This is a genomic window from Dokdonella sp., from assembly GCF_019634775.1.
GTDB lineage: Bacteria > Pseudomonadota > Gammaproteobacteria > Xanthomonadales > Rhodanobacteraceae > Dokdonella.
Map to the genome: position 1 here is coordinate 1,888,985 of NZ_JAHCAS010000001.1, position 17,508 is coordinate 1,906,492.

The 17,508-nt window shown below is 66.6% G+C and carries 15 protein-coding genes; 7 read left to right on the forward strand and 8 right to left on the reverse strand.

Annotated elements, in window-relative coordinates; translation table 11 throughout:
• Nucleotides 1-112 precede the first annotated feature (112 nt).
• The 5 genes from KF907_RS08095 to tfpZ form a co-directional block, all read right to left on the reverse strand.
• Entirely contained in the window at nt 113-2,005 is a 1,893-nt protein-coding gene (locus tag KF907_RS08095) for a hypothetical protein (protein WP_291219606.1), read from the reverse strand.
• Entirely contained in the window at nt 2,002-3,903 is a 1,902-nt protein-coding gene (locus tag KF907_RS08100) for a tetratricopeptide repeat protein (protein WP_291219607.1), read from the reverse strand. The genes KF907_RS08095 and KF907_RS08100 overlap by 4 nt, the downstream gene beginning before the upstream one ends.
• Before the next feature lie 63 nt (nt 3,904-3,966).
• Nucleotides 3,967-4,422, reverse strand: coding sequence for a pilin (locus KF907_RS08105; protein WP_291219609.1), 456 nt, complete (start codon nt 4,420-4,422; stop codon nt 3,967-3,969).
• A 110-nt stretch (nt 4,423-4,532) separates the two neighbouring features.
• The gene (locus KF907_RS08110; RefSeq protein ID WP_291220286.1) at nt 4,533-4,985 is read right to left on the reverse strand and encodes a pilin; all 453 of its coding nucleotides are present in this window, start codon (nt 4,983-4,985) and stop codon (nt 4,533-4,535) included.
• Nucleotides 4,986-5,358: 373 nt separating this feature from the next.
• Complete coding sequence (tfpZ, locus tag KF907_RS08115; RefSeq protein WP_291219610.1) at nt 5,359-6,102, reverse strand: TfpX/TfpZ family type IV pilin accessory protein; 744 nt, start codon at nt 6,100-6,102, stop codon at nt 5,359-5,361.
• A gap of 209 nt (nt 6,103-6,311) precedes the next feature.
• Here tfpZ and KF907_RS15430 point away from each other — a divergent pair, with 209 nt between their 5' ends.
• Both KF907_RS15430 and KF907_RS08125 read left to right on the forward strand, forming a co-directional pair.
• The gene (locus tag KF907_RS15430) at nt 6,312-6,473 is read left to right on the forward strand and encodes a BrnT family toxin (RefSeq protein WP_472843860.1); all 162 of its coding nucleotides are present in this window, start codon (nt 6,312-6,314) and stop codon (nt 6,471-6,473) included.
• Nucleotides 6,463-6,744 carry a hypothetical protein gene (locus KF907_RS08125; protein ID WP_291219614.1) on the forward strand — a complete coding sequence of 94 codons (282 nt, stop codon included), beginning with the start codon at nt 6,463-6,465 and terminating at the stop codon, nt 6,742-6,744. Before KF907_RS15430 ends, KF907_RS08125 begins: the two co-directional genes overlap by 11 nt.
• Before the next feature lie 224 nt (nt 6,745-6,968).
• Here the strand turns inward: KF907_RS08125 and KF907_RS08130 are convergent, their stop codons facing one another.
• Both KF907_RS08130 and KF907_RS08135 read right to left on the reverse strand, forming a co-directional pair.
• Entirely contained in the window at nt 6,969-7,730 is a 762-nt protein-coding gene (locus KF907_RS08130; RefSeq protein ID WP_291219616.1) for an enoyl-CoA hydratase/isomerase family protein, read from the reverse strand.
• 142 nt (nt 7,731-7,872) lie between these two features.
• Nucleotides 7,873-9,303 carry a DUF4139 domain-containing protein gene (locus KF907_RS08135; RefSeq protein WP_291219618.1) on the reverse strand — a complete coding sequence of 477 codons (1,431 nt, stop codon included), beginning with the start codon at nt 9,301-9,303 and terminating at the stop codon, nt 7,873-7,875.
• Between the two features lie 64 nt (nt 9,304-9,367).
• On the opposite strand from KF907_RS08135, the gene KF907_RS08140 reads away from it, so the two are divergent.
• Nucleotides 9,368-9,808 carry a copper chaperone PCu(A)C gene (locus KF907_RS08140; RefSeq protein WP_291219620.1) on the forward strand — a complete coding sequence of 147 codons (441 nt, stop codon included), beginning with the start codon at nt 9,368-9,370 and terminating at the stop codon, nt 9,806-9,808.
• Nucleotides 9,809-10,238: 430 nt separating this feature from the next.
• Here KF907_RS08140 and KF907_RS08145 read toward each other — a convergent pair whose 3' ends face one another.
• The gene (locus KF907_RS08145; protein ID WP_291219622.1) at nt 10,239-11,096 is read right to left on the reverse strand and encodes an outer membrane protein assembly factor BamD; all 858 of its coding nucleotides are present in this window, start codon (nt 11,094-11,096) and stop codon (nt 10,239-10,241) included.
• A 97-nt stretch (nt 11,097-11,193) separates the two neighbouring features.
• Here KF907_RS08145 and rluD point away from each other — a divergent pair, with 97 nt between their 5' ends.
• The 4 genes from rluD (at nt 11,194) to clpB (ending at nt 17,466) form a co-directional block, all read left to right on the forward strand.
• Entirely contained in the window at nt 11,194-12,150 is a 957-nt protein-coding gene (rluD, locus tag KF907_RS08150; RefSeq protein ID WP_291219624.1) for a 23S rRNA pseudouridine(1911/1915/1917) synthase RluD, read from the forward strand.
• Nucleotides 12,151-12,154: 4 nt separating this feature from the next.
• Nucleotides 12,155-12,898: a peptidoglycan editing factor PgeF gene (gene pgeF, locus KF907_RS08155; protein WP_291219626.1), complete on the forward strand. Its 744-nt coding sequence runs from the start codon at nt 12,155-12,157 to the stop codon at nt 12,896-12,898.
• A 751-nt stretch (nt 12,899-13,649) separates the two neighbouring features.
• Nucleotides 13,650-14,663: a DUF11 domain-containing protein gene (locus KF907_RS08160; protein WP_291219628.1), complete on the forward strand. Its 1,014-nt coding sequence runs from the start codon at nt 13,650-13,652 to the stop codon at nt 14,661-14,663.
• 217 nt (nt 14,664-14,880) lie between these two features.
• Nucleotides 14,881-17,466 carry an ATP-dependent chaperone ClpB gene (clpB, locus tag KF907_RS08165; RefSeq protein ID WP_291219630.1) on the forward strand — a complete coding sequence of 862 codons (2,586 nt, stop codon included), beginning with the start codon at nt 14,881-14,883 and terminating at the stop codon, nt 17,464-17,466.
• Nucleotides 17,467-17,508 lie beyond the last annotated feature (42 nt).

Consider the following 17,508-nt stretch of genomic DNA (forward strand, 5'->3'; position numbering starts at 1 on the left):
GATTCAGCACTGGCAGCAGCGCAATCGTTGCCATCACCAGCAAACCGCCCCGAAATTGCAATCGTTCCGGCGGTCCATGTGCCGATGGGCATCACTGGGAAGGGAGCCTTCGTCACGGCATCTCCTGCAATTCGCGGATCACGCCTGCCTGCTCGTCGTCATTGGACTTTGCCGTCTGTTTCAGGCGATCGAGCACCTGCGCCGCACCGGCATCGTTGTTGGCGGATTTGGCCATCATGAAGGCGAACACGCCCAGTTCGAAGCGAGATCCGCTGTCGAGGAAGGCGCGTTGGGCAAGCGCGAACGCCGTGTCCAACTGGCCGGCGTGCGCGTACATGCCGGCAGCCACTGCACGCGCTTCCCACAGGTACTGATGGGCGGGTGCCTGCGGCGACTGATCCGCCCACGCAGTGAGGATTCGGCCCAGTTCCGCTGTGTCCAGATCGGGGCACTGCCCGGCGCGGACGCTGGATTGCAGTTGCATCATGGCCAGATTGGCGGCCAGGGTGATGCGTGTTGCGGGTTCGGCGGCTACCGAATCGAGCACATCCGGCGCAAGCGGCACGCCGAGCCGGCAGTACGAGAAGAGGTTCCAGAGCCGGGCGGTGCGTTTCTCCGACGATGGGGCGACCTGATACGCGGCTTCGATTTCGCGTTGTGCCCCCGCGAAGTCGTCGGCCTCAAGGGCTTCGCGCAGCCGATCCGTATGCAGGCGCAAGGATGTGGGGTTGTTGATCTCGGCATGCTTCAGCAATCGACCCATGTCGCCCCAGAGGTGGGCACGGGCCGCCGTCGCAAGCGCGAGGCAGGCGAATGCGCCCGCGGCAAGCAATGCACCATGGCGAGCGATGCGAGGCACGCGCTGCCCGAGCAGGTGGAGCGTGGACACGGCCGCCAGCAGCAGGCCCATCGAAGGCAGGTAGTTGCGATGGACGAAGTAGATCTCCAGCGGAAATATGGTCGATTCCAACGCGTGCCCGGCGAAGAAGAACAGGACACCGCCAACGATCGTGCGCCAGCGGCGCAGGAACCAGAGCCCGGCGACGACGGCCAGCCAGCCAGCCAGTGCGAGCGCCGTCACCGGCGGGTCGAACAGGCCGTGCGAAAGCGCATAGTCGTCGTTGTAGACGTTGGCGGTTCGCTCCAGCGGGAAGAACGTCGACCAGGCGTACTCCCACAGGACCCGCAACTGCGAATACACGCGCTCCGCCAGGCCGAAATCGCGGCCCTCATAGCCACTCAGCACGATGCCGGGGTGCCATGCAATCCAGCCGATGGCAGCAACCAAAGGCAGCACGCCAACCAGCAGGATCACCAACCGCGCCAATGGCGGGCGTCTGCTTCCGGCTGGTGGTGCAAAAAACGCCCATTCAACGATCAACAGCAGCAACGGAAACACCAGGGCCGATTCCTTCGACAGCGCGGCGAGCGCGGCGCAGAGCGCCATCAGCAGCAACAGCGGAACGGCGCCAGCACGCGCCTGCTGCATGCGCTCGCGCGCGGCCACATACGCCCACAGGCCGAGCACGCTGAACAGCGCTGCCAGCACGGTCATGCGCTGCACCGTGTAGAGGACGGTGACGACATGCTGCGGCAGGGCCAGCCACAGCACGGAGGTTGCCATCGCAAGCGCGCGGGCGTGATTGGCCAGCCGTGCATCGCGGCGCAGCAGCCTGTCCAGCAGGCCGAACAACGCCACGCCGGTCAAAAGGTGCAGGAGCACGTTGGTCAGCTTCATCGGCCAGAGGGTGCCGCCCGAGACGAGGGCATTCCCCATGAAACTCAAGAGGCTGATCGGGCGCCCCATGGGCCCGGATTTCCGCTCTGCCAGCAAGGGATTGTCGGCTTTGCCCTGCGCCCAATCGACGATCGGGCCGAGATTCGGCACGTCGTCGAGCAGCGCCGGGCCGTGCAGGCCGGGCAGGTACGCCAGCAAGACGGCAGCGAGGGCCAGGCAGGGCAGCAGCCGGGCTGGCAGGTTGGGATGGGTGCGGTCTGATTTCATGGCGAGGCACCCAGCCGTGCACGGAAGTTGGCAATCTCGCGAACCATGCTGCCGCGCCGGTCACGCTGTTCGAGGTTCATCAACGCCTGCGCGGCTTCGTCGTTGCGCCCCAATGCCAGCAGGAACTCGACCAGATTGGCCTGGAACTGCAGGTCGCCGCCCTGCGCCGCCTCGCGCACCAGTTGCAGCGCAAGTTCAGTGTCGTGCAGCCGATTGTGGGCATGGATGCCATAGCTGTACAGCACCCAGGCCGAACGCGACGGTTTGTCGAGCGCGGTCTGGTAGAGCCGGGTCAGTCGGGCGTCGTCCAGATGGCACTGCCCCTCGCGCTGGCATTGCGTCAGCGCAGCGATGGCGCGCGCATCCTCCGGGGTAATGGGGCGGTTGGCCAGCTTCTGCTCCATGCTGTCGATCCAGCGTGGATCCACAGCATGGCCGGCTTTGGAACTCACGATGATCAAACCCGATTCGGGCAGGGTGCTGGAACCTGGCACGCGCATGGCGGCTTCCAGTGCTTCAATGGCGCGCACGGTATGCGGCGAACCCGGCCGGTATGCGCCTAGCTCGGCATACGCGACACCCAGCTGATACGTGGCGCGCGGTGACGCGGGATGCCGGGCCACCTCGGTCATCGCCAACAGCAAGGGGTTCCCCCAGGTCTTTGCACGCAGGGCGAGGGAGAACGTCGCAAGGGCGAGCAGGCAGGCCAACGCGCCGAACCGGGCCCGGTTGAAGGCTGCCTGCAGCGTGGTCGGCAGCAGCAGGTCGAAAACCGCCAGCAGCACGCCGATCGAGGCGAAGTAGTTGCGGTGTTCGAACACCAGCTCCAGCGGGAACACCGTCGCGGTCAGGGCATGGGCGCCGAGGAACCAGCTCCAGCCCAAGGCGAGCAGGGGCCTGCTCTGCCGCCAGAACCATGCCGCCACGGAGATGCCGAGCAGGGTGAGGATCGCGGGCAAGGTGGTCCAGGGCGTGAACAGGCCCGTGGAGATCACGTAGTCGTCGCGGAAGAAACTGAAGAAGCCGGGTGCGGGGAACACCATCCAGCTCAGGTAGTCGAGCAGGACGCGCGGTTCGGTGAGCAGGCGCTCGCCCAGCGTGAACGCGCGGGACGCATAGGCGTGTTCGGAAAACACGCCGGGCAGCAGCCAGGCCAGGCCGGCGATGGCCGGCAATGCAAGGAAGAGCGCGAAGAACGCCTTCAAGGCACCGGGCCTTGCGTATGCCCGCAGTACCGTGAACTCAAGCAGGAGTGCGTACAGCGGCAGCAGTGCGGCTGATTCCTTGCTCGCCACGCCAAGCAGGATCATCAGCGGAAAGGCCAGCCACAAACGCCATGCGGCACCGGGCCGCCGCCCGTGTTGCCGCATGCGCGCGTCGAAGTAAACGATCAACCCGGCCAGCACGAACAACTGCGCCATGCTTTCCATGCGTTGCACGACCAGCAGCACCGGGCTCAGGTTGATCGGGTGGAGCAGCCAGCTGGCCGCCACCAGGGCGGCCAGCCATTCGCCACGTGGCCAGGCAGGCGTTTCCCGGGGGCCGACGGGGCGTACGATCCGGCGCAGCAGCGCGAACAGCAGGACGCCGTTCAGCAGATGGATGACCAGGTTGGTCGCCTTCATCGGCCACGGCGCCAGTGCAGTGAAATAGTGGTTGATGGCAAAGCTCAGCGAGGCCAGTGGCCGCTGCAGTTCACTCGAAGGCGAAGCCCACATCGCCTGCTGCCATGCCTGGGCGTCGAGGCTGCGGACATGGATTCCCGGGTTGGCAACGATGTTCGGCTGGTCATCGAACAGGAAGCCGCCGTGCAGGCCGGGCAGGTACAGGATCGCGCACAGCGCGGCCAGGCCGGCAAAGATCCACGCTGCCCGATCGGGAATACGGTTGTCCGACATGCGCATGCCCCGGGCCAAACGCCCATCATCGCATGCCCGCTGCGATCAGCGGCACGCCGCAGATCAGTTCTGCCCGCTGCGGCAGATCGTCGGCAGGTACTTGGGGCTGATCGAACTGGAGCATGTCCAGTTCAACGAGCCGGCATTGGGGTCGGGCGCCGGGGTGAAGACCAGGGCGTTGCCAGCGAGGAGGGCATTCGCGCGTTGCGGTGCGGTGGCGCTGAAGGCGACGGTGACGATGCCCGCGCCGACGGTCACCGAGCTGACGTACTTGCCGGTGATGCTGGTGGGTGACGGCAGGCCGGCCTCGGTGTTGTCCGCCGGGACCGTGCCGTGGTTGGAGAAGGCCTCCGACACATGCACCCGAACCCCATCCCCAAGCACCGCCCCTTCGGATACCTGGGTGCGGATCACGTAATCCTGATAGGCCGGCAAGGCGATGGCGGCGAGGATGGCGATGATCGCAACCACAATCATCAGCTCGATAAGCGTGAATCCGCGGAACGACGACGTGTTCATGGCAAGGCCTGGCGGCGGAGGGTCGTCCAGAGAGAAAGCATGTGTCGTGCCAGCCGCAACGAAAAAGGCCACCCCGAGGGGTGGCCTTTTTGCGATCCATGAACGGGATATCAGTTCTGGCCGCCGCGGCAGATGGTCGGCAGGTACTTCGGCGCAATCGCCGAGCTGCAGGTCCACACGGTCGAGCCGGCGGTCGCACCGAAGCTCGGCGTGAAGACGAGTGTCGAGCTATTGATGGTGTTGTTGGCGCGCCGCGGGGCCGTACTGCTGTAGGTCGCGGTGATCACGCCGTTGGCTCCCACTGCAACCTGGGAGACGTACTTGCCCGTGATCGACGCGGCCGCCGCGAGGCCGGCGTCCGCATTGCTGGTCGGCGCGGTGCCACGGTTGGAGTAGAACTCGGCCACGGCGGTCTTGGCGCCGTCGGCCAGCACCGCACCTTCCGAGACCTGCGAGCGGATCACATAGTCCTGGTAGGCCGGCAGCGCGATGGCGGCGAGGATGGCGATGATCGCGACGACGATCATGAGTTCGATGAGGGTGAAGCCCTGGGTCTTCTTCATGTTCATGACAAAGGTTCCTTTGAAAGGGTGTGACGCATTGAAAAGGTAAATCCGGATTGCCCCTGGCTTCCGGTTCGGTCGACCCGGGAAAGCTTTCCTGGCCGCCCGCTTCGACAAATCCCGGAAGCGTGCGGAGGATAGAGCAGCATCCGTGCCAAGTGGGCGGAATCTGCGGCGCGGCGTAACAATCCTTGATGATCGTCACAGGCCGTGCACCGTGCCGGGGCTCCCGGACGCGCGATCTGTGCCAGCGATCACGCAGCACCCGCGGGGACCGGGTGGCTGCCGGCCTGCGGGCGGTGTCGGGAGCTTCCGCAGGCGATGTCAGCATGTGACGCCGATTGTCAGGAATGGCGGACAGCGGGGCGCGGCCTCAATTGGGATCGATGGCGATGACGCCGAGGACCGCGCCGGTGCGCGCATCCAGCAGCATCGTCAGGCTGGCCTTGCGCGCATCCACCGGCAGCCAGGCCAGTTCGGATTCCGGCTTGGCGTGTTCCTTCAGCCAGGCGTCGATGGCGGCGGCCGCATCCGCCTGCCGGTCGCGCAGCGCCGCGATCGGCTTGGCGCGGGCGCGCAGGTGGTCGGCTTCCTCGGCGTAGTCGACGAAATAGCGCGGCTGGTTCTGCACATCACGCCCGGCGAATCCGGCAAAGAGCAGGTCGCTGCGCTCTTTCGGGTCGCTCGGCAGGCGTGCGGCGACCAGGCGCGGGCCGGTCCACGGGAGGCTGGCAAAGCGCGGGTCACGCGCCTCCGCCAGATCGGCCGGCGCGATCTCGTTGGCCGCCACCACCACGAAACGATCCACTGCCGCGACGATGAAGGCCGGCCGCGCCGAAGCGATGACATGGAGCCCGTAGAGCAGGGCCGCTGCTTGCACCACGACGATGACGCCGAGGTCGAACCTGAGCCCGGGCTTGCCCGCCTTGAACACGACCAGGGTAAGCAGGGGGCCGAGCACCAGGTCGATGCCGATCAGGGTGAGGGTGAGTTCCTGCCCGCCCGCTGCCTGGAAGTACGGCGAGGGATACCACACGCCGAACACCAGGGTGAGCACGGCAAGGCCGATCAGCACACTGATCGCAAGGTGGATTCCGGCGGCTTTCCAGCGGGACATGGTGTGTGAACCGAGGGGAGCGGCGGGGGATTCTAGTGCGGCTGGTCGATCGTGCAATGGGGGTGACGTTGCAAGGTGTGCGACATCGACATCCGCTTCGATCTCAACGGCGCGAGTTTTGTCTGGGATGACGAGAAGGCCCGGCCCTGAATCACGACGTCACGTCCAGGCACGCGGCGGAGGTGTTTTTCGATCCGTTCTTCCGGCTGGTGGATGCCAGTCGCAATGACGAGGCCCGCGACGCGGTGATTGGCCATGACGTTCAGGGGCGACTTTTGTTCGTCGTGCACATCGAGATCGATGGCGAGTGCATCCGCATCATTTCGGCCCGCAAGGCCACGAAACAGGAAGGTGACATCCATGATTCCTGACAAACTGAAGGCCCGGATGAAGAAGGACCGGGAAATGACCAGCATTACGTTGCGCATCCCCGTGGATGTGGTCGAATCGTTGAAGGCGATTGCGCCACACAAGGGCATGAGCGGATACCAGGCGCTGCTGAAGGCGTATGTGAGCGAGGGTCTGCGTCGCGATGAGGCGGTGCATGTCTTCGGCCCGGCCGCGCGTCTGGCGCAGGCATTGCGCAAGCGCGGCGTGCCCGCGGAGCTGATCGAGGCGGCGGTGCAGGAGGCGGCGGCTTGAGTCGACGCAGGTGTTTCGGATGATGCATGGCCAGCCATGCAACATCGCCTGGCAGCAGAGCACGATCGAATCGCCTGCCGTGTTGTCGCAAACACGCACCCCGATGATGCCCTGGCGTGATGGCCTGCCATGTCCTGCCGTGGGCGCCCGTTCACGGGCAATCGGTGGCGAGGCGTGTCATCACGGAAAGCATCGCCCGTGAACGGACTCCTTACGGGGTGGGTTCAAGCCTTGGCCTTGAGTCTGGCGACGAGGTTGCCGAGGACGTGCTGGGCTTCGGCGGAGAACCAGCGGTCGACGAATGGGGCGGTGTCCATCGCGCCGGGGCGGTCGAACAGGGCGACGAGGTCGGCGCGGGCGATGCGGCGGGTTTCGGTCATGGCCTCGACGGGCAGGGCGAGCAGGTCGGTGAGCCAGCGGATGGCGTGCTCGACGACCTGTTCGGCATCGGCCAGCGCGTCGACAAGGCCGACATCGAGGGCGCGTTCGGCTTCGAGCATGGCACCTGCGACCATCAGGCGTTCGGCGCGGTGGTTGCCGACCAGGCGGCGCAGGGTGGCCTGGACCAGTTCCGGCACGACCAGGCCGACCTGGGTTTCGTTGAGGCCGATGCGATAGTCGCCGCGCGCCATGATGCGGTAGTCGCAGAAGATCGACAGCACCGCGCCGCCGGCCGGGCTGTGGCCGGTGATGGCGGCGACGACGGGCACGGGCGAGGTGCCGAGTGCATGCAGTAGGCCGAAGAAATCGGCCCATACCGTGCGCATCGTGGCACGGTCGAGCTGGAGCAGGGCGGGCACGTCGAGGCCGCCGGAAAACATGCCGGGGCGCCCGGACAGCACGATGCCGCGCGCGCCGCTCGCCGGGGCTGCTTCGACGGCTTCGCGCAGACAGCGGATCAGTTCGGCATCGAGCGCGTTGACCGGTGGGCGCGACAGGCGCAGTTCGAGGATGTCGTGGTGGCGCAGGGTTTCGAGGACGGTCATGGCGGGTCCGGGGTTGTGGTGACGTGCGCTGTACTCGCAGAAGCCCGTTCACCGGCGACCTGGCGCGGCGAAGCAGAATGCATCGCCTCTGAAGGGGCCCCCGCGGGAGCGGTGCAGGGGTTGAGGTGAGTGGCACGGCTCATCAATCGTCCGCCGGCGTCCAGGTGTAGGCGACGCTGTAGTCGAGCACGGCCTTGCCGTTGGCGGGCACGTTGATTTCGAATTCGAGCGTGTCGGGGGTCTGGCGGGTCGGTTTGGCGCTCGATGTGGCGAGTTTCCATTGCGTCCAGCGATTGGGATGCTCGCGCACGGTGACGGTGCGCGCGCTGGCGCCGGCGTTGCTGAAGCCGAGACGGAATCCTTCGCCCATCGTGCGTGCGCCGCGGTCGACCGTGAAGGCGGTGCGCTCGCGCGTGGCGCTGAGTTCGAAGGCGTTGCCGAGGGTGAGGTCGACCGGCTGGCCTTTCGGCGTGTCGCCGACGCGGTTTTCGCCGAGGAATTCGAGCTGGCCGTCGCGATCGCGCATGAGCACGCGCAGATAGCCGGCGGGCAGGTTTTCGGCGGCGCTGAAGCGCAGCGTGCCGAGCACCGGGCCGCTGCTGCGCGTGGTGCCGGTGGCGCCGGTCATCGGCTTCGGCGGATACCAGGTGTTGCCGGATTCGAACAGCCAACTGCGCTGGCAGGGGAGTTCGCGGGCGGCGTACAGCGGCACCTGGGTGACGCTGGCGTCGGGCAGGTCGAGCGTGCCGTCGATGGCGAAGCTGCGGTAGTCGCCGAGCGAGGTCTGCTCGGGCAGGTCGAAGGGCGCGGCTTCGGCGACCATGCCCTTGGCCATCATCATCGGCTGTGCCATCGACGGTTTGGCGAAGTTCGCTGTGCCGGCGATCAGCTTGAGGCGCGAAGCCGGATAGTCGCGACCGCTGCGGTTGGCGATGCTGGCCAACGCCTCGAAACGCATCGCGCAGGCATCGGCATCGGCGAGCACCACCGAGTAGGCGGCGCGCCAGCCGAGGCCGCTGGTCGGATAGGCGAGGCGCACGCGCTCGCTGCCGGCCTTGCCTTCCAGGGCGAGTTGCAGGGTGCTGCCGGGTTGGCCGCTGCCGCTGGCGAAGCGCACGCTGGTGTAGTCGCGCACGTAGTGCACGCGGCCGTCGCCGGCACGCACGCCGATGCCGTTGCCATCGATGCTGAGCAAGGTGCCACCGACCAGCAGCCGATCGGCGGCGAAGACCTCGATCGCCTCGCCGCGATGCGCGGCAAGCAGGCCGGTATCGCCGGCGGCGAGCACGCGCTGGGCGAGCACGCGCGTGCCACGGACGGAATCGATGGCGATGGCTTCGGCGTCGATGGTCGAGGGCAGGCCGTCGATGACGACGGTCTGGCGACCGCCGTCCAGGGTCAGCACGCGCACTTCGTGCACGACCGCATAGCCGTCGGCCACCGGCGATCCGCCGCCTTCGAACAGGGCGCCGCCATCGCTGCGGTAGATCGTCAGCGCTGCATCGTCGGCGGCCGTGGCAATGGCGGGGAGGGACAGTGTGGCGGCGATCGCCGAGGCGAGGATGCGGTGCATGGTCGCGGAATCCGTGGGAGCCAGGACAGGCGCCGTATCATAGCGGCGCTGCCTGGAGACGCCGATGAACATTCTGCAACGTGTTGCTGCTCTCATGGTTTTCGCCTTCGCTGCCACGGCTGCCGAAGCCGGCGGGAAGCTCGTCATCGAAGCCGCGTGGATTCCGACTGCGCCACCGGGCATGGCGATGTATGCCGGTTACGCGACGCTGGCCAATCGGGGTGATGCGGAATTGACGATCAAGGCTGCCGAATCGCCGCAGTTCGACGACGTGTCGATCCACGAGACCGTCGTCGTGGACGGCGTGTCGCGGATGCGCGCGCTGGAGACGATCGCGATCCCCGCAGGGGGCGAGGTGAAGCTCGTGCCGGGCGGACGTCATCTGATGCTGATGGAACCGGTGTCCACGCCGGCGCCGCTGGCGGGCGACACCGTGATGATCGAATTCGTGCTCACCGATGGCAGCCGCGTGCCGGCAACATTCACCGTCCGCGCGCGGGATTGACACGAATCGATCGCCTGCCCGGCCCCTGCGGGGCGGTGTGGCATCGATGCGCTGTAGGAAACGCCTTTAGGCGTGATGCTGTTGGTTCGGAGATCGATGCGCTGTAGGAAACGCCTTTAGGCGTGATGCTTCTTCGGTGGGCGTTGTACGGCAAGGGCATCGCGGCTGAAGCCGCTTCCTACAGCCGCGTCCTACGGGCGCTTCCTGCGGGCGCTTCCTGCGGGCGGGGTGGGATCAATGCGCTGTAGGAAACGCCTTTAGGCGTGATGCGTTTTCCGGGGATCAACGCGCTGTAGGAAACGCCTTTAGGCGTGATGCTTCTTCGGTGGGCGTTGTACGGCCAAGGCATCGCGGCTGAAGCCGCTTCCTACAGCCGCTCCTACGGCTGCTCCTACGGCCGCTTCCTACGGCCGGTTTCTGTGGGGGCTTGCTATTTCTTCGCGATCGGTTTGGCGCCGCGGTTGCTGAGCGGGATCAGTTTCCACCAGTTCGAGCGCCACACCGGCCAGCCTTGGCTGAGCGCGGGGTGGTTCGGGTAGTTGAGCTGGAGCACGCGCGCGGTGTCGTCGGAGAGGGATTCCTGGCCGAGTTCGTGGTAGCTCTTGACCAGAATGGCGAGCGCGTCGCCGACCTGCGGCGCGCCATCGTAGGTTTCGATGACGGTCTTGGCGCGGTTGGCCGCGGCAACGTTGGCGCCCTGGCGCAGGTAGTAGAGCGCGATGTTGATTTCGGCCTGGGCCATGCCGTTGCGCAGGTGGACCATGCGCTGGGTTGCGTCGGGTGTGTAGCGGCTGTCCGGGTAGCGCCGCACCAGTGACGAGAAATCGTCAAATGACTGGCGCAGGAAGGTCTGGTCGCGCTGGGTCATGTCGAGGCCGACATAACGTTCGAGCAATCCTTCCTCGCGGTCGAAGTTGATCAGGCCGCGCAGGTAGTAGGCGTAGTCGACGTGCTTGTGGGTCGGGTAAGTCTTGATGAAGCGGTTGATCGTCGAGTAGGCGTCATCCGGCTTGTTCATCTTGTACTGTGCGTAGGCCTGGTCGATCTGCGCCTGCTCGGTGTACGGACCGAACGGGAAGCGCGCGACGAGGCGGCCGAAGGTGCGCACCGCAGCGTCGTAGTTGCCTCGGTCGTTGGCCAGCTTGCCGCGTTCGTACAGGGCTTCGACGCCGAGCGTCTCGAGCGGGTCTTCCCGTTTCTTGCCGAACATCGAACAACCGACGAGGGCGACGAGGGCGAGGAGCAGCAGCAGCCGCGAGGCGGCGCGGAACACGGGCGAAACTCGCATGCGGAGGGGGGCTCTGCGATGATGTAAGGCCGCGATCATACCGCGAACCCGGCAGGTGCCGGAAACCGGTTGCACCGCACATTTTTTTCACGTTCGCATGACCGACCCCACCACCACGCTGCGCGCGACGATCCCCGACGAGGCGGCCGGACGCCGTTTCGACCAGGTGCTTGCCGAGCTGTTCCCGGACTATTCGCGCTCGCGCCTGAGCGTTTGGATCAAATCCGGCGCGGCCCGTCTCGACGGCGCGACCGTGGCGCCGCGCCAGCTCGTCGACGCGGGTCAGGCGGTGGAGGTCGAGGTGCACCTCAAGCGCGAAGTCGGCGCCGAGGCCGAGGCGATCGCGCTCGATATCGTCCACCAGGATGACGACGTCATCGTCGTCAACAAGCCGGCCGGCCTGATCGTGCATCCCGGCGCCGGCAATCCGGCCGGTACCTTGCAGAATGCCCTGCTGCACCACGATCCGGGGCTGGCCTCCATCCCGCGCGCGGGCCTGGTGCATCGCCTCGACAAGGACACCTCGGGCCTGCTCGTGGTCGCGCGCACCTTGCGTGCGCACACCGCGCTGGTCGAGCAACTGTCGGAGCGCACCATGCATCGCCAGTACGAGGCGATCGTCTACGGCGCGATGGTGGCCGGCGGCAAGGTCGATCAGCCGATTGGTCGGCATGCCGGCGATCGCCTGCGCCAGGCCGTGCGCGAGGACGGTCGCGAGGCGGTCACCCATTACCGCGTGCGCGAGCGCTTCCGTGCGCTGACCCTGATCGAATGCCGGCTCGAAACCGGACGCACGCACCAGATTCGCGTGCACATGGCGCATGTGCGCCATCCGATCGTCGGCGATGCGACCTACGGCAACCTGCGCCTGCCCAAGGGCGCGACGCCGGAACTGATCGAGGCGCTGCGCGGGTTCCGTCGTCAGGCCCTGCATGCGGAACGGTTGTCGTTCGCGCATCCGGCGGATGGGCGCGAGATCGTCGTCGAAGCGCCACGGCCCGCCGACATGGAACGCCTCGTCGCCGTGCTGCGTGACGACGCGAAGACGGGCTGAGGCGATGCAGGACTGGCTGGTCCCGGACTGGCCGGCGCCGCCGAACGTGCGGGCGCGGGTCAGCCTGCGCGGCTCGCCCGGCGTCTCGCTGGCGCCCTGGGATCGCTGCAACCTCGGCAGTCGTTGTGGTGACGATCCCGCTGCGGTGGCGGCAAACCGTGCCGGCCTGGTCGGCGCACTCGGCCTGCCGGCGATTCCGTGCTGGCTGCATCAGGTGCATGGGGTCGAGGTGGCGCTCGTCGATCGTGTCGATTCGGCCGCCGAGCCAGTGGCCGATGCGGCGATGACTGCGCAAGCCGGTCGCGTGCTTGCCGTGCTGACGGCGGATTGCCTGCCGGTGCTGTTGTGTCGAGCGGATGGTTCGGCCGTCGCCGCGGCACATGCCGGCTGGCGCGGGCTCGCCGCAGGCGTGCTCGAAGCAGCCTGCGATGCGCTCGGCTCGTCTGATCGCGAGGTGCTGGCCTGGCTCGGTCCGGCGATCGGCGCGGCTTCGTACGAAGTAGGCGACGAAGTGCGCGAGGCCTTCGTGCGCATCGATGCGGCTGCCGAAGCGGCCTTCGCACCGACCCGGCCGGGGCACTGGACCTGCGACCTCTACACCCTCGCCTGCCAGCGCCTCGCCGCGCGCGGCGTCAGTGGCGTGCATGGCGGAGGTTTCGACACCCTGACCGATCCGCGCTTCTATTCCTACCGCCGCGAGGCCCGTACCGGGCGGTTTGCCAGCCTCGTGTGGATGGGGAGTTCCTGAAGGGCGTGGCGGCGTCGATGCCTGCAGGAAACGCCTTTGGGCGTGATGCTTCTTCGGTGGGCGTTGTACGGCAAGGGCATCGCGGCTGAAGCCGCTTCCTACGGCCGCTTCCTATGGCCGCTTCCTACGGCCGCTTCCTACAGGCGCGTCCTACAGGCGCGTCCTACAGGCGCGTCCTATGGGCGGTTCCTGCGGGCGGGGTGGCATCAATGCGCTGTAGGAAACGCCTTTAGGCGTGATGCGTTTTTCGGGGATCAACGCGCTGTAGGAAACGCCTTTAGGCGTGATGCTTCTTCGTTGGGGGTTGTACGGCAAGGGCATCGCGGCTGAAGCCGCTTCCTACGGCCGCTTCCTACGGCCGCTTCCTACAGCCGCTTCCTACAGGCGCGTCCTACAGGCGCGTCCTACAGGCGGGTCCTACGGGCGGGTCCTACGGGCGGTTCCTGAGGGCGGGGTGGCATCAATGCGCTGTAGGAAACGCCTTTAGGCGTGATGCTTCTTCGTTGGGGGTTGTACGGCAAGGGCATCGCGGCTGAAGCCGCTTCCTACGGCCGCTTCCTACAGCCGCTTCCTACGGCCGGTTCCTATGGGCGGTTCCTGTGGGCGGTTCGTGCGGGTGGTTCCTGTGGGGATTGCGGGCGATGGGGCAGGGGAACGGGTGAGGGTCAGGAGTCGTTGATGTGATGCCTGCCTCCCCATGTCGGGTCGGCTTGCGCTACCGTCGGGTTTCGTTCAGGCCTGGGGGGGTGCGATGCGTGCAGTGATCGGGGCGATGGCGATGGCGATGGCGGCGGCGGCGTCCGCGGCCGAGGTGACGGTGAAGAACGACAGTCTCACCGATTTGTCCGCGGGGGTGATCCAGGCGGGTTTCGTTGCCGGCGAGAAGGCAGCCAGCTGGTTGACCTCGCCCTGTACGGGCAACATCGTCGGCGTGCAGGTGTTCTGGCGTTCGCTGTCCGGCGGCGCTGCGTTCGTGATCGGCGATGCCATCGACATCCATCGCGCCGGCAGTTTTCCCACGCCGGGTGAGCTTGCCCTGTCGGTGCTCGGGCCGGTGATGACCGATGGGGTGCTCAACGAATTCCGTTACCTCGACGAGAACAACACGATCCCGATTTCGGTGCCGGTTGCGCAGAACGAGACCTTCGTTGTTGCCTACACCTTCAGCGAGAATCCGCCGGCGGTGGGGCCGAGCGTGGTCAACGATTCCGACGGCATCCAGCCGAACCGCAACGCGATCTACGCGGAAATCTCGCCCGGATTGTTCTTCTGGTTCGGCTCGCAGGCGCTCGGGGTGAATGGCGACTGGGTCATCCGCGCAGTCGTCGACTGCCAGGCCGCGGCCGCGCAGGCCGATGTGTCAGCCGCGATCACGGCCAGCGTGCCGGCCTACACGGCTGGTGCGCCGTTGACCTACACGATCACGATCACCAATGCCGGGCCGTCGGCAACGAACGCGGCCGTGGTCGATACCTTCCCGGCCGCCTACACCGCGCCGACCTGGGCCTGCATGGCCACCGGCGGCGGCAGTTGCGGCGCCAGCGGCAGCGGCAATATCGCCGACATCGCCAGCCTGCCGCCGAACGCGCAGGTGGTCTACACCGTCAACGGCACGGTCGCGCCGGGCACGACCGGCACCCTGGCAAACAGCGTCGTTGCCGTCGTCAACGCCCCGGTGACCGATCCGAACCAGACCAACAACACGGCCACGTCGACTCTCGAGCCGGACACCGACCGGATTTTTGCGGACGGGTTTGATCCATAGGGACAGCAAGGGCAGGGCGCTCCCCATCCGGCGCTGCCGCACCACCTTCTCCCCGTTGGCTCGGGGAGAAGGGGATCACGAGGCGTCACTTCTTCCCGCTTGCAGGGGGAAGTGACGCGGGAGCGATTGACGAAGGGCCGCTTGGAAGCCCGCGCGCGAATCCCCATGTCGCGCGCATCGCCGGCATTCCGGCCTCCGCTTCCGAAGGTTTCCCGTCATGCGAATGGACAAGCTCACTTCGCGCTTCCAGCAGGCCCTGGCCGATGCCCAGAGCCTGGCGGTCGGTCGCGACCACAACATGCTCGAACCGGTCCACGTGATGACCGCGCTGCTCGACCAGCGCGGTGGTTCGACCGCGCCGATGCTGGCCCAGGCCGGCATCAATGTCGCCGCCCTGCGCACTCGTCTCGGCGAGGCGCTCGACCGCCTGCCGAAGGTGGCCGGGCAGGAAGGCAACATCTCGGTCGGCAACGATCTTTCGCGCCTGCTCAACCTGACCGACAAGCTTGCCCAGCAGCGTGGCGACCAGTTCATCGCCAGCGAACTGTTCGTGCTGGCCGCGCTGGATGACAAGGGCGCGCTCGGTACCGCGCTGAAGGCGAGCGGGGCAGGCAAGCCCGCGCTGGAACAGGCGATCGAGGCGATGCGCGGCGGCGACAAGGTCGACGACGCCAATGCCGAGGAGCATCGCCAGGCGCTGGAGAAATACTGCATCGACCTGACCGCGCGCGCCGAGTCGGGCAAGCTTGATCCGGTGGTCGGGCGCGACGAGGAAATCCGCCGCGTCGTGCAGGTGCTGCAGCGGCGCACCAAGAACAACCCCGTGCTGATCGGCGAGCCCGGCGTGGGCAAGACCGCGATCGTCGAGGGCCTGGCCCAGCGCATCGTCAAGGACGAGGTGCCCGAGGGCCTGCGCGACAAGCGCGTGCTGTCGCTCGACATGGGCGCGCTGATTGCCGGCGCGAAGTTCCGCGGCGAATTCGAGGAGCGCCTGAAGGGCGTGCTCAACGATCTCGCCAAGCAGGAAGGCCGCGTGATCCTGTTCATCGACGAGCTGCACACGATGGTCGGCGCCGGCAAGGGCGAGGGGGCGATGGACGCCGGCAACATGCTCAAGCCGGCACTCGCGCGCGGCGAGCTGCACTGTGTCGGTGCGACCACGCTCGATGAGTACCGCAAGTACATCGAGAAGGACGCCGCACTCGAACGCCGTTTCCAGAAAGTGTTCGTCGGCGAGCCGAGCGTGGAGGACACCATCGCCATCCTGCGCGGGCTGAAGGAGAAGTATGCCGTTCACCACGGCGTCGAGATCACCGATCCGGCGATCGTTGCCGCGGCCACGCTCTCGCATCGCTACATTCCGGATCGCCAGTTGCCGGACAAGGCGATCGACCTGATGGACGAGGCCGCCTCGCGCATCCGCATGGAGATCGACTCCAAGCCGGAGGAACTCGACCGCAGGGAGCGTCGCCTGATCCAGCTCAAGATCCAGCGCGAGGCGCTGAAAAAGGAGAAGGACGCCGAATCCAGGCAGCGCCTGGCCGACCTTGAAGCCGACATCGAGGCGCTCGAACGCGAGTATTCGGACCTCGAGGAAATCTGGAAGGCCGAGAAGGCCGTCGTCACCGGCACCACGAAGATCAAGGAAGCGATCGAGCAGGCACGCAACGAGATGGACGCGGCGATGCGCCAAAGCGACTACGCCAAGGTCTCGGAGATCCAGTACGGGCGCCTGCCGCAGCTCGAGAAGCAACTCGCCGCCGCCGCCGAGACCGAGCAGCAGGGCTTCAAGCTGCTGCAGGACAAGGTCACGGCCGAGGAGATCGCCGAGGTGGTTTCGCGCTGGACCGGCATTCCGGTAAGCAAGATGCTCGAAGGCGAGCGCGAGAAGCTGCTGCGCATGGAGGACGAGCTGCACCGGCGCGTGGTCGGCCAGGACGAAGCCGTGCGCGCGGTCAGCGACGCGATCCGCCGTGCCCGTGCCGGCCTGTCCGATCCCAATCGGCCCAACGGCTCGTTCCTGTTCCTCGGGCCGACCGGCGTTGGCAAGACCGAACTGTGCAAGGCGCTGGCCGGCTTCCTGTTCGACTCGGCCGACGCGATGGTGCGCATCGACATGAGCGAGTTCATGGAGAAGCACTCCGTGAGCCGCCTGATCGGCGCGCCACCGGGCTATGTCGGCTACGAGGAAGGCGGTTACCTCACCGAGGCCGTGCGCCGGCGCCCGTACAGCGTGATCCTGCTCGACGAAGTCGAGAAAGCGCACCAGGACGTGTTCAACATCCTGTTGCAGGTGCTCGACGACGGCCGCCTGACCGATGGCCAGGGCCGCACGGTCGATTTCCGCAACACGGTCGTGGTGATGACCTCGAATCTCGGCTCGCAGTATGTGCAGGAGTTTGCCGGCAGCGACGACGAGGAGGAGTACACCAAGATGAAGGCGGCGGTGATGGGCGTGGTGCAGGCGCACTTCCGCCCCGAGTTCATCAACCGCCTCGACGAGATCGTGGTGTTCCGCTCGCTCGACAAGCGTCAGATCCGCCAGATCGCAAAGTTCCAGATCGCCTATCTGGAGAAGCGGCTGGCCGAACGCCAGTTGCGCATGGAGGTCAGCGACAAGGCGCTCGATCTGCTCGGCAACGTCGGCTTCGATCCGGTCTATGGCGCGCGGCCGCTCAAGCGTGCGATCCAGCAGCAGCTGGAGAACCCGCTGGCGAAGGAGATCCTCGAAGGTCGTTTTGCTTCAGGAGAGACGATCCGCGTCGATGCCGAGGGAGGGCATCTGGTGTTCGCGAAGGCGTGAGCCTTCGCGATGCCGCGAAACCGTCCGCATCGATTCCCGCAG

Coding starts and splice junctions, on each gene's coding strand:
- KF907_RS08095 (WP_291219606.1), bottom strand. CDS start 2,005: ATGAAATCAGACCGCACCCATCCCAACCTGCCAGCCCGGCTGCTGCCC.
- KF907_RS08100 (WP_291219607.1), bottom strand. CDS start 3,903: ATGTCGGACAACCGTATTCCCGATCGGGCAGCGTGGATCTTTGCCGGC.
- KF907_RS08105 (WP_291219609.1), bottom strand. CDS start 4,422: ATGAACACGTCGTCGTTCCGCGGATTCACGCTTATCGAGCTGATGATT.
- KF907_RS08110 (WP_291220286.1), bottom strand. CDS start 4,985: ATGAAGAAGACCCAGGGCTTCACCCTCATCGAACTCATGATCGTCGTC.
- tfpZ (WP_291219610.1), bottom strand. CDS start 6,102: ATGTCCCGCTGGAAAGCCGCCGGAATCCACCTTGCGATCAGTGTGCTG.
- KF907_RS08125 (WP_291219614.1), top strand. CDS start 6,463: ATGATTCCTGACAAACTGAAGGCCCGGATGAAGAAGGACCGGGAAATG.
- KF907_RS08130 (WP_291219616.1), bottom strand. CDS start 7,730: ATGACCGTCCTCGAAACCCTGCGCCACCACGACATCCTCGAACTGCGC.
- KF907_RS08135 (WP_291219618.1), bottom strand. CDS start 9,303: ATGCACCGCATCCTCGCCTCGGCGATCGCCGCCACACTGTCCCTCCCC.
- KF907_RS08140 (WP_291219620.1), top strand. CDS start 9,368: ATGAACATTCTGCAACGTGTTGCTGCTCTCATGGTTTTCGCCTTCGCT.
- KF907_RS08145 (WP_291219622.1), bottom strand. CDS start 11,096: ATGCGAGTTTCGCCCGTGTTCCGCGCCGCCTCGCGGCTGCTGCTGCTC.
- rluD (WP_291219624.1), top strand. CDS start 11,194: ATGACCGACCCCACCACCACGCTGCGCGCGACGATCCCCGACGAGGCG.
- pgeF (WP_291219626.1), top strand. CDS start 12,155: ATGCAGGACTGGCTGGTCCCGGACTGGCCGGCGCCGCCGAACGTGCGG.
- KF907_RS08160 (WP_291219628.1), top strand. CDS start 13,650: ATGCGTGCAGTGATCGGGGCGATGGCGATGGCGATGGCGGCGGCGGCG.
- clpB (WP_291219630.1), top strand. CDS start 14,881: ATGCGAATGGACAAGCTCACTTCGCGCTTCCAGCAGGCCCTGGCCGAT.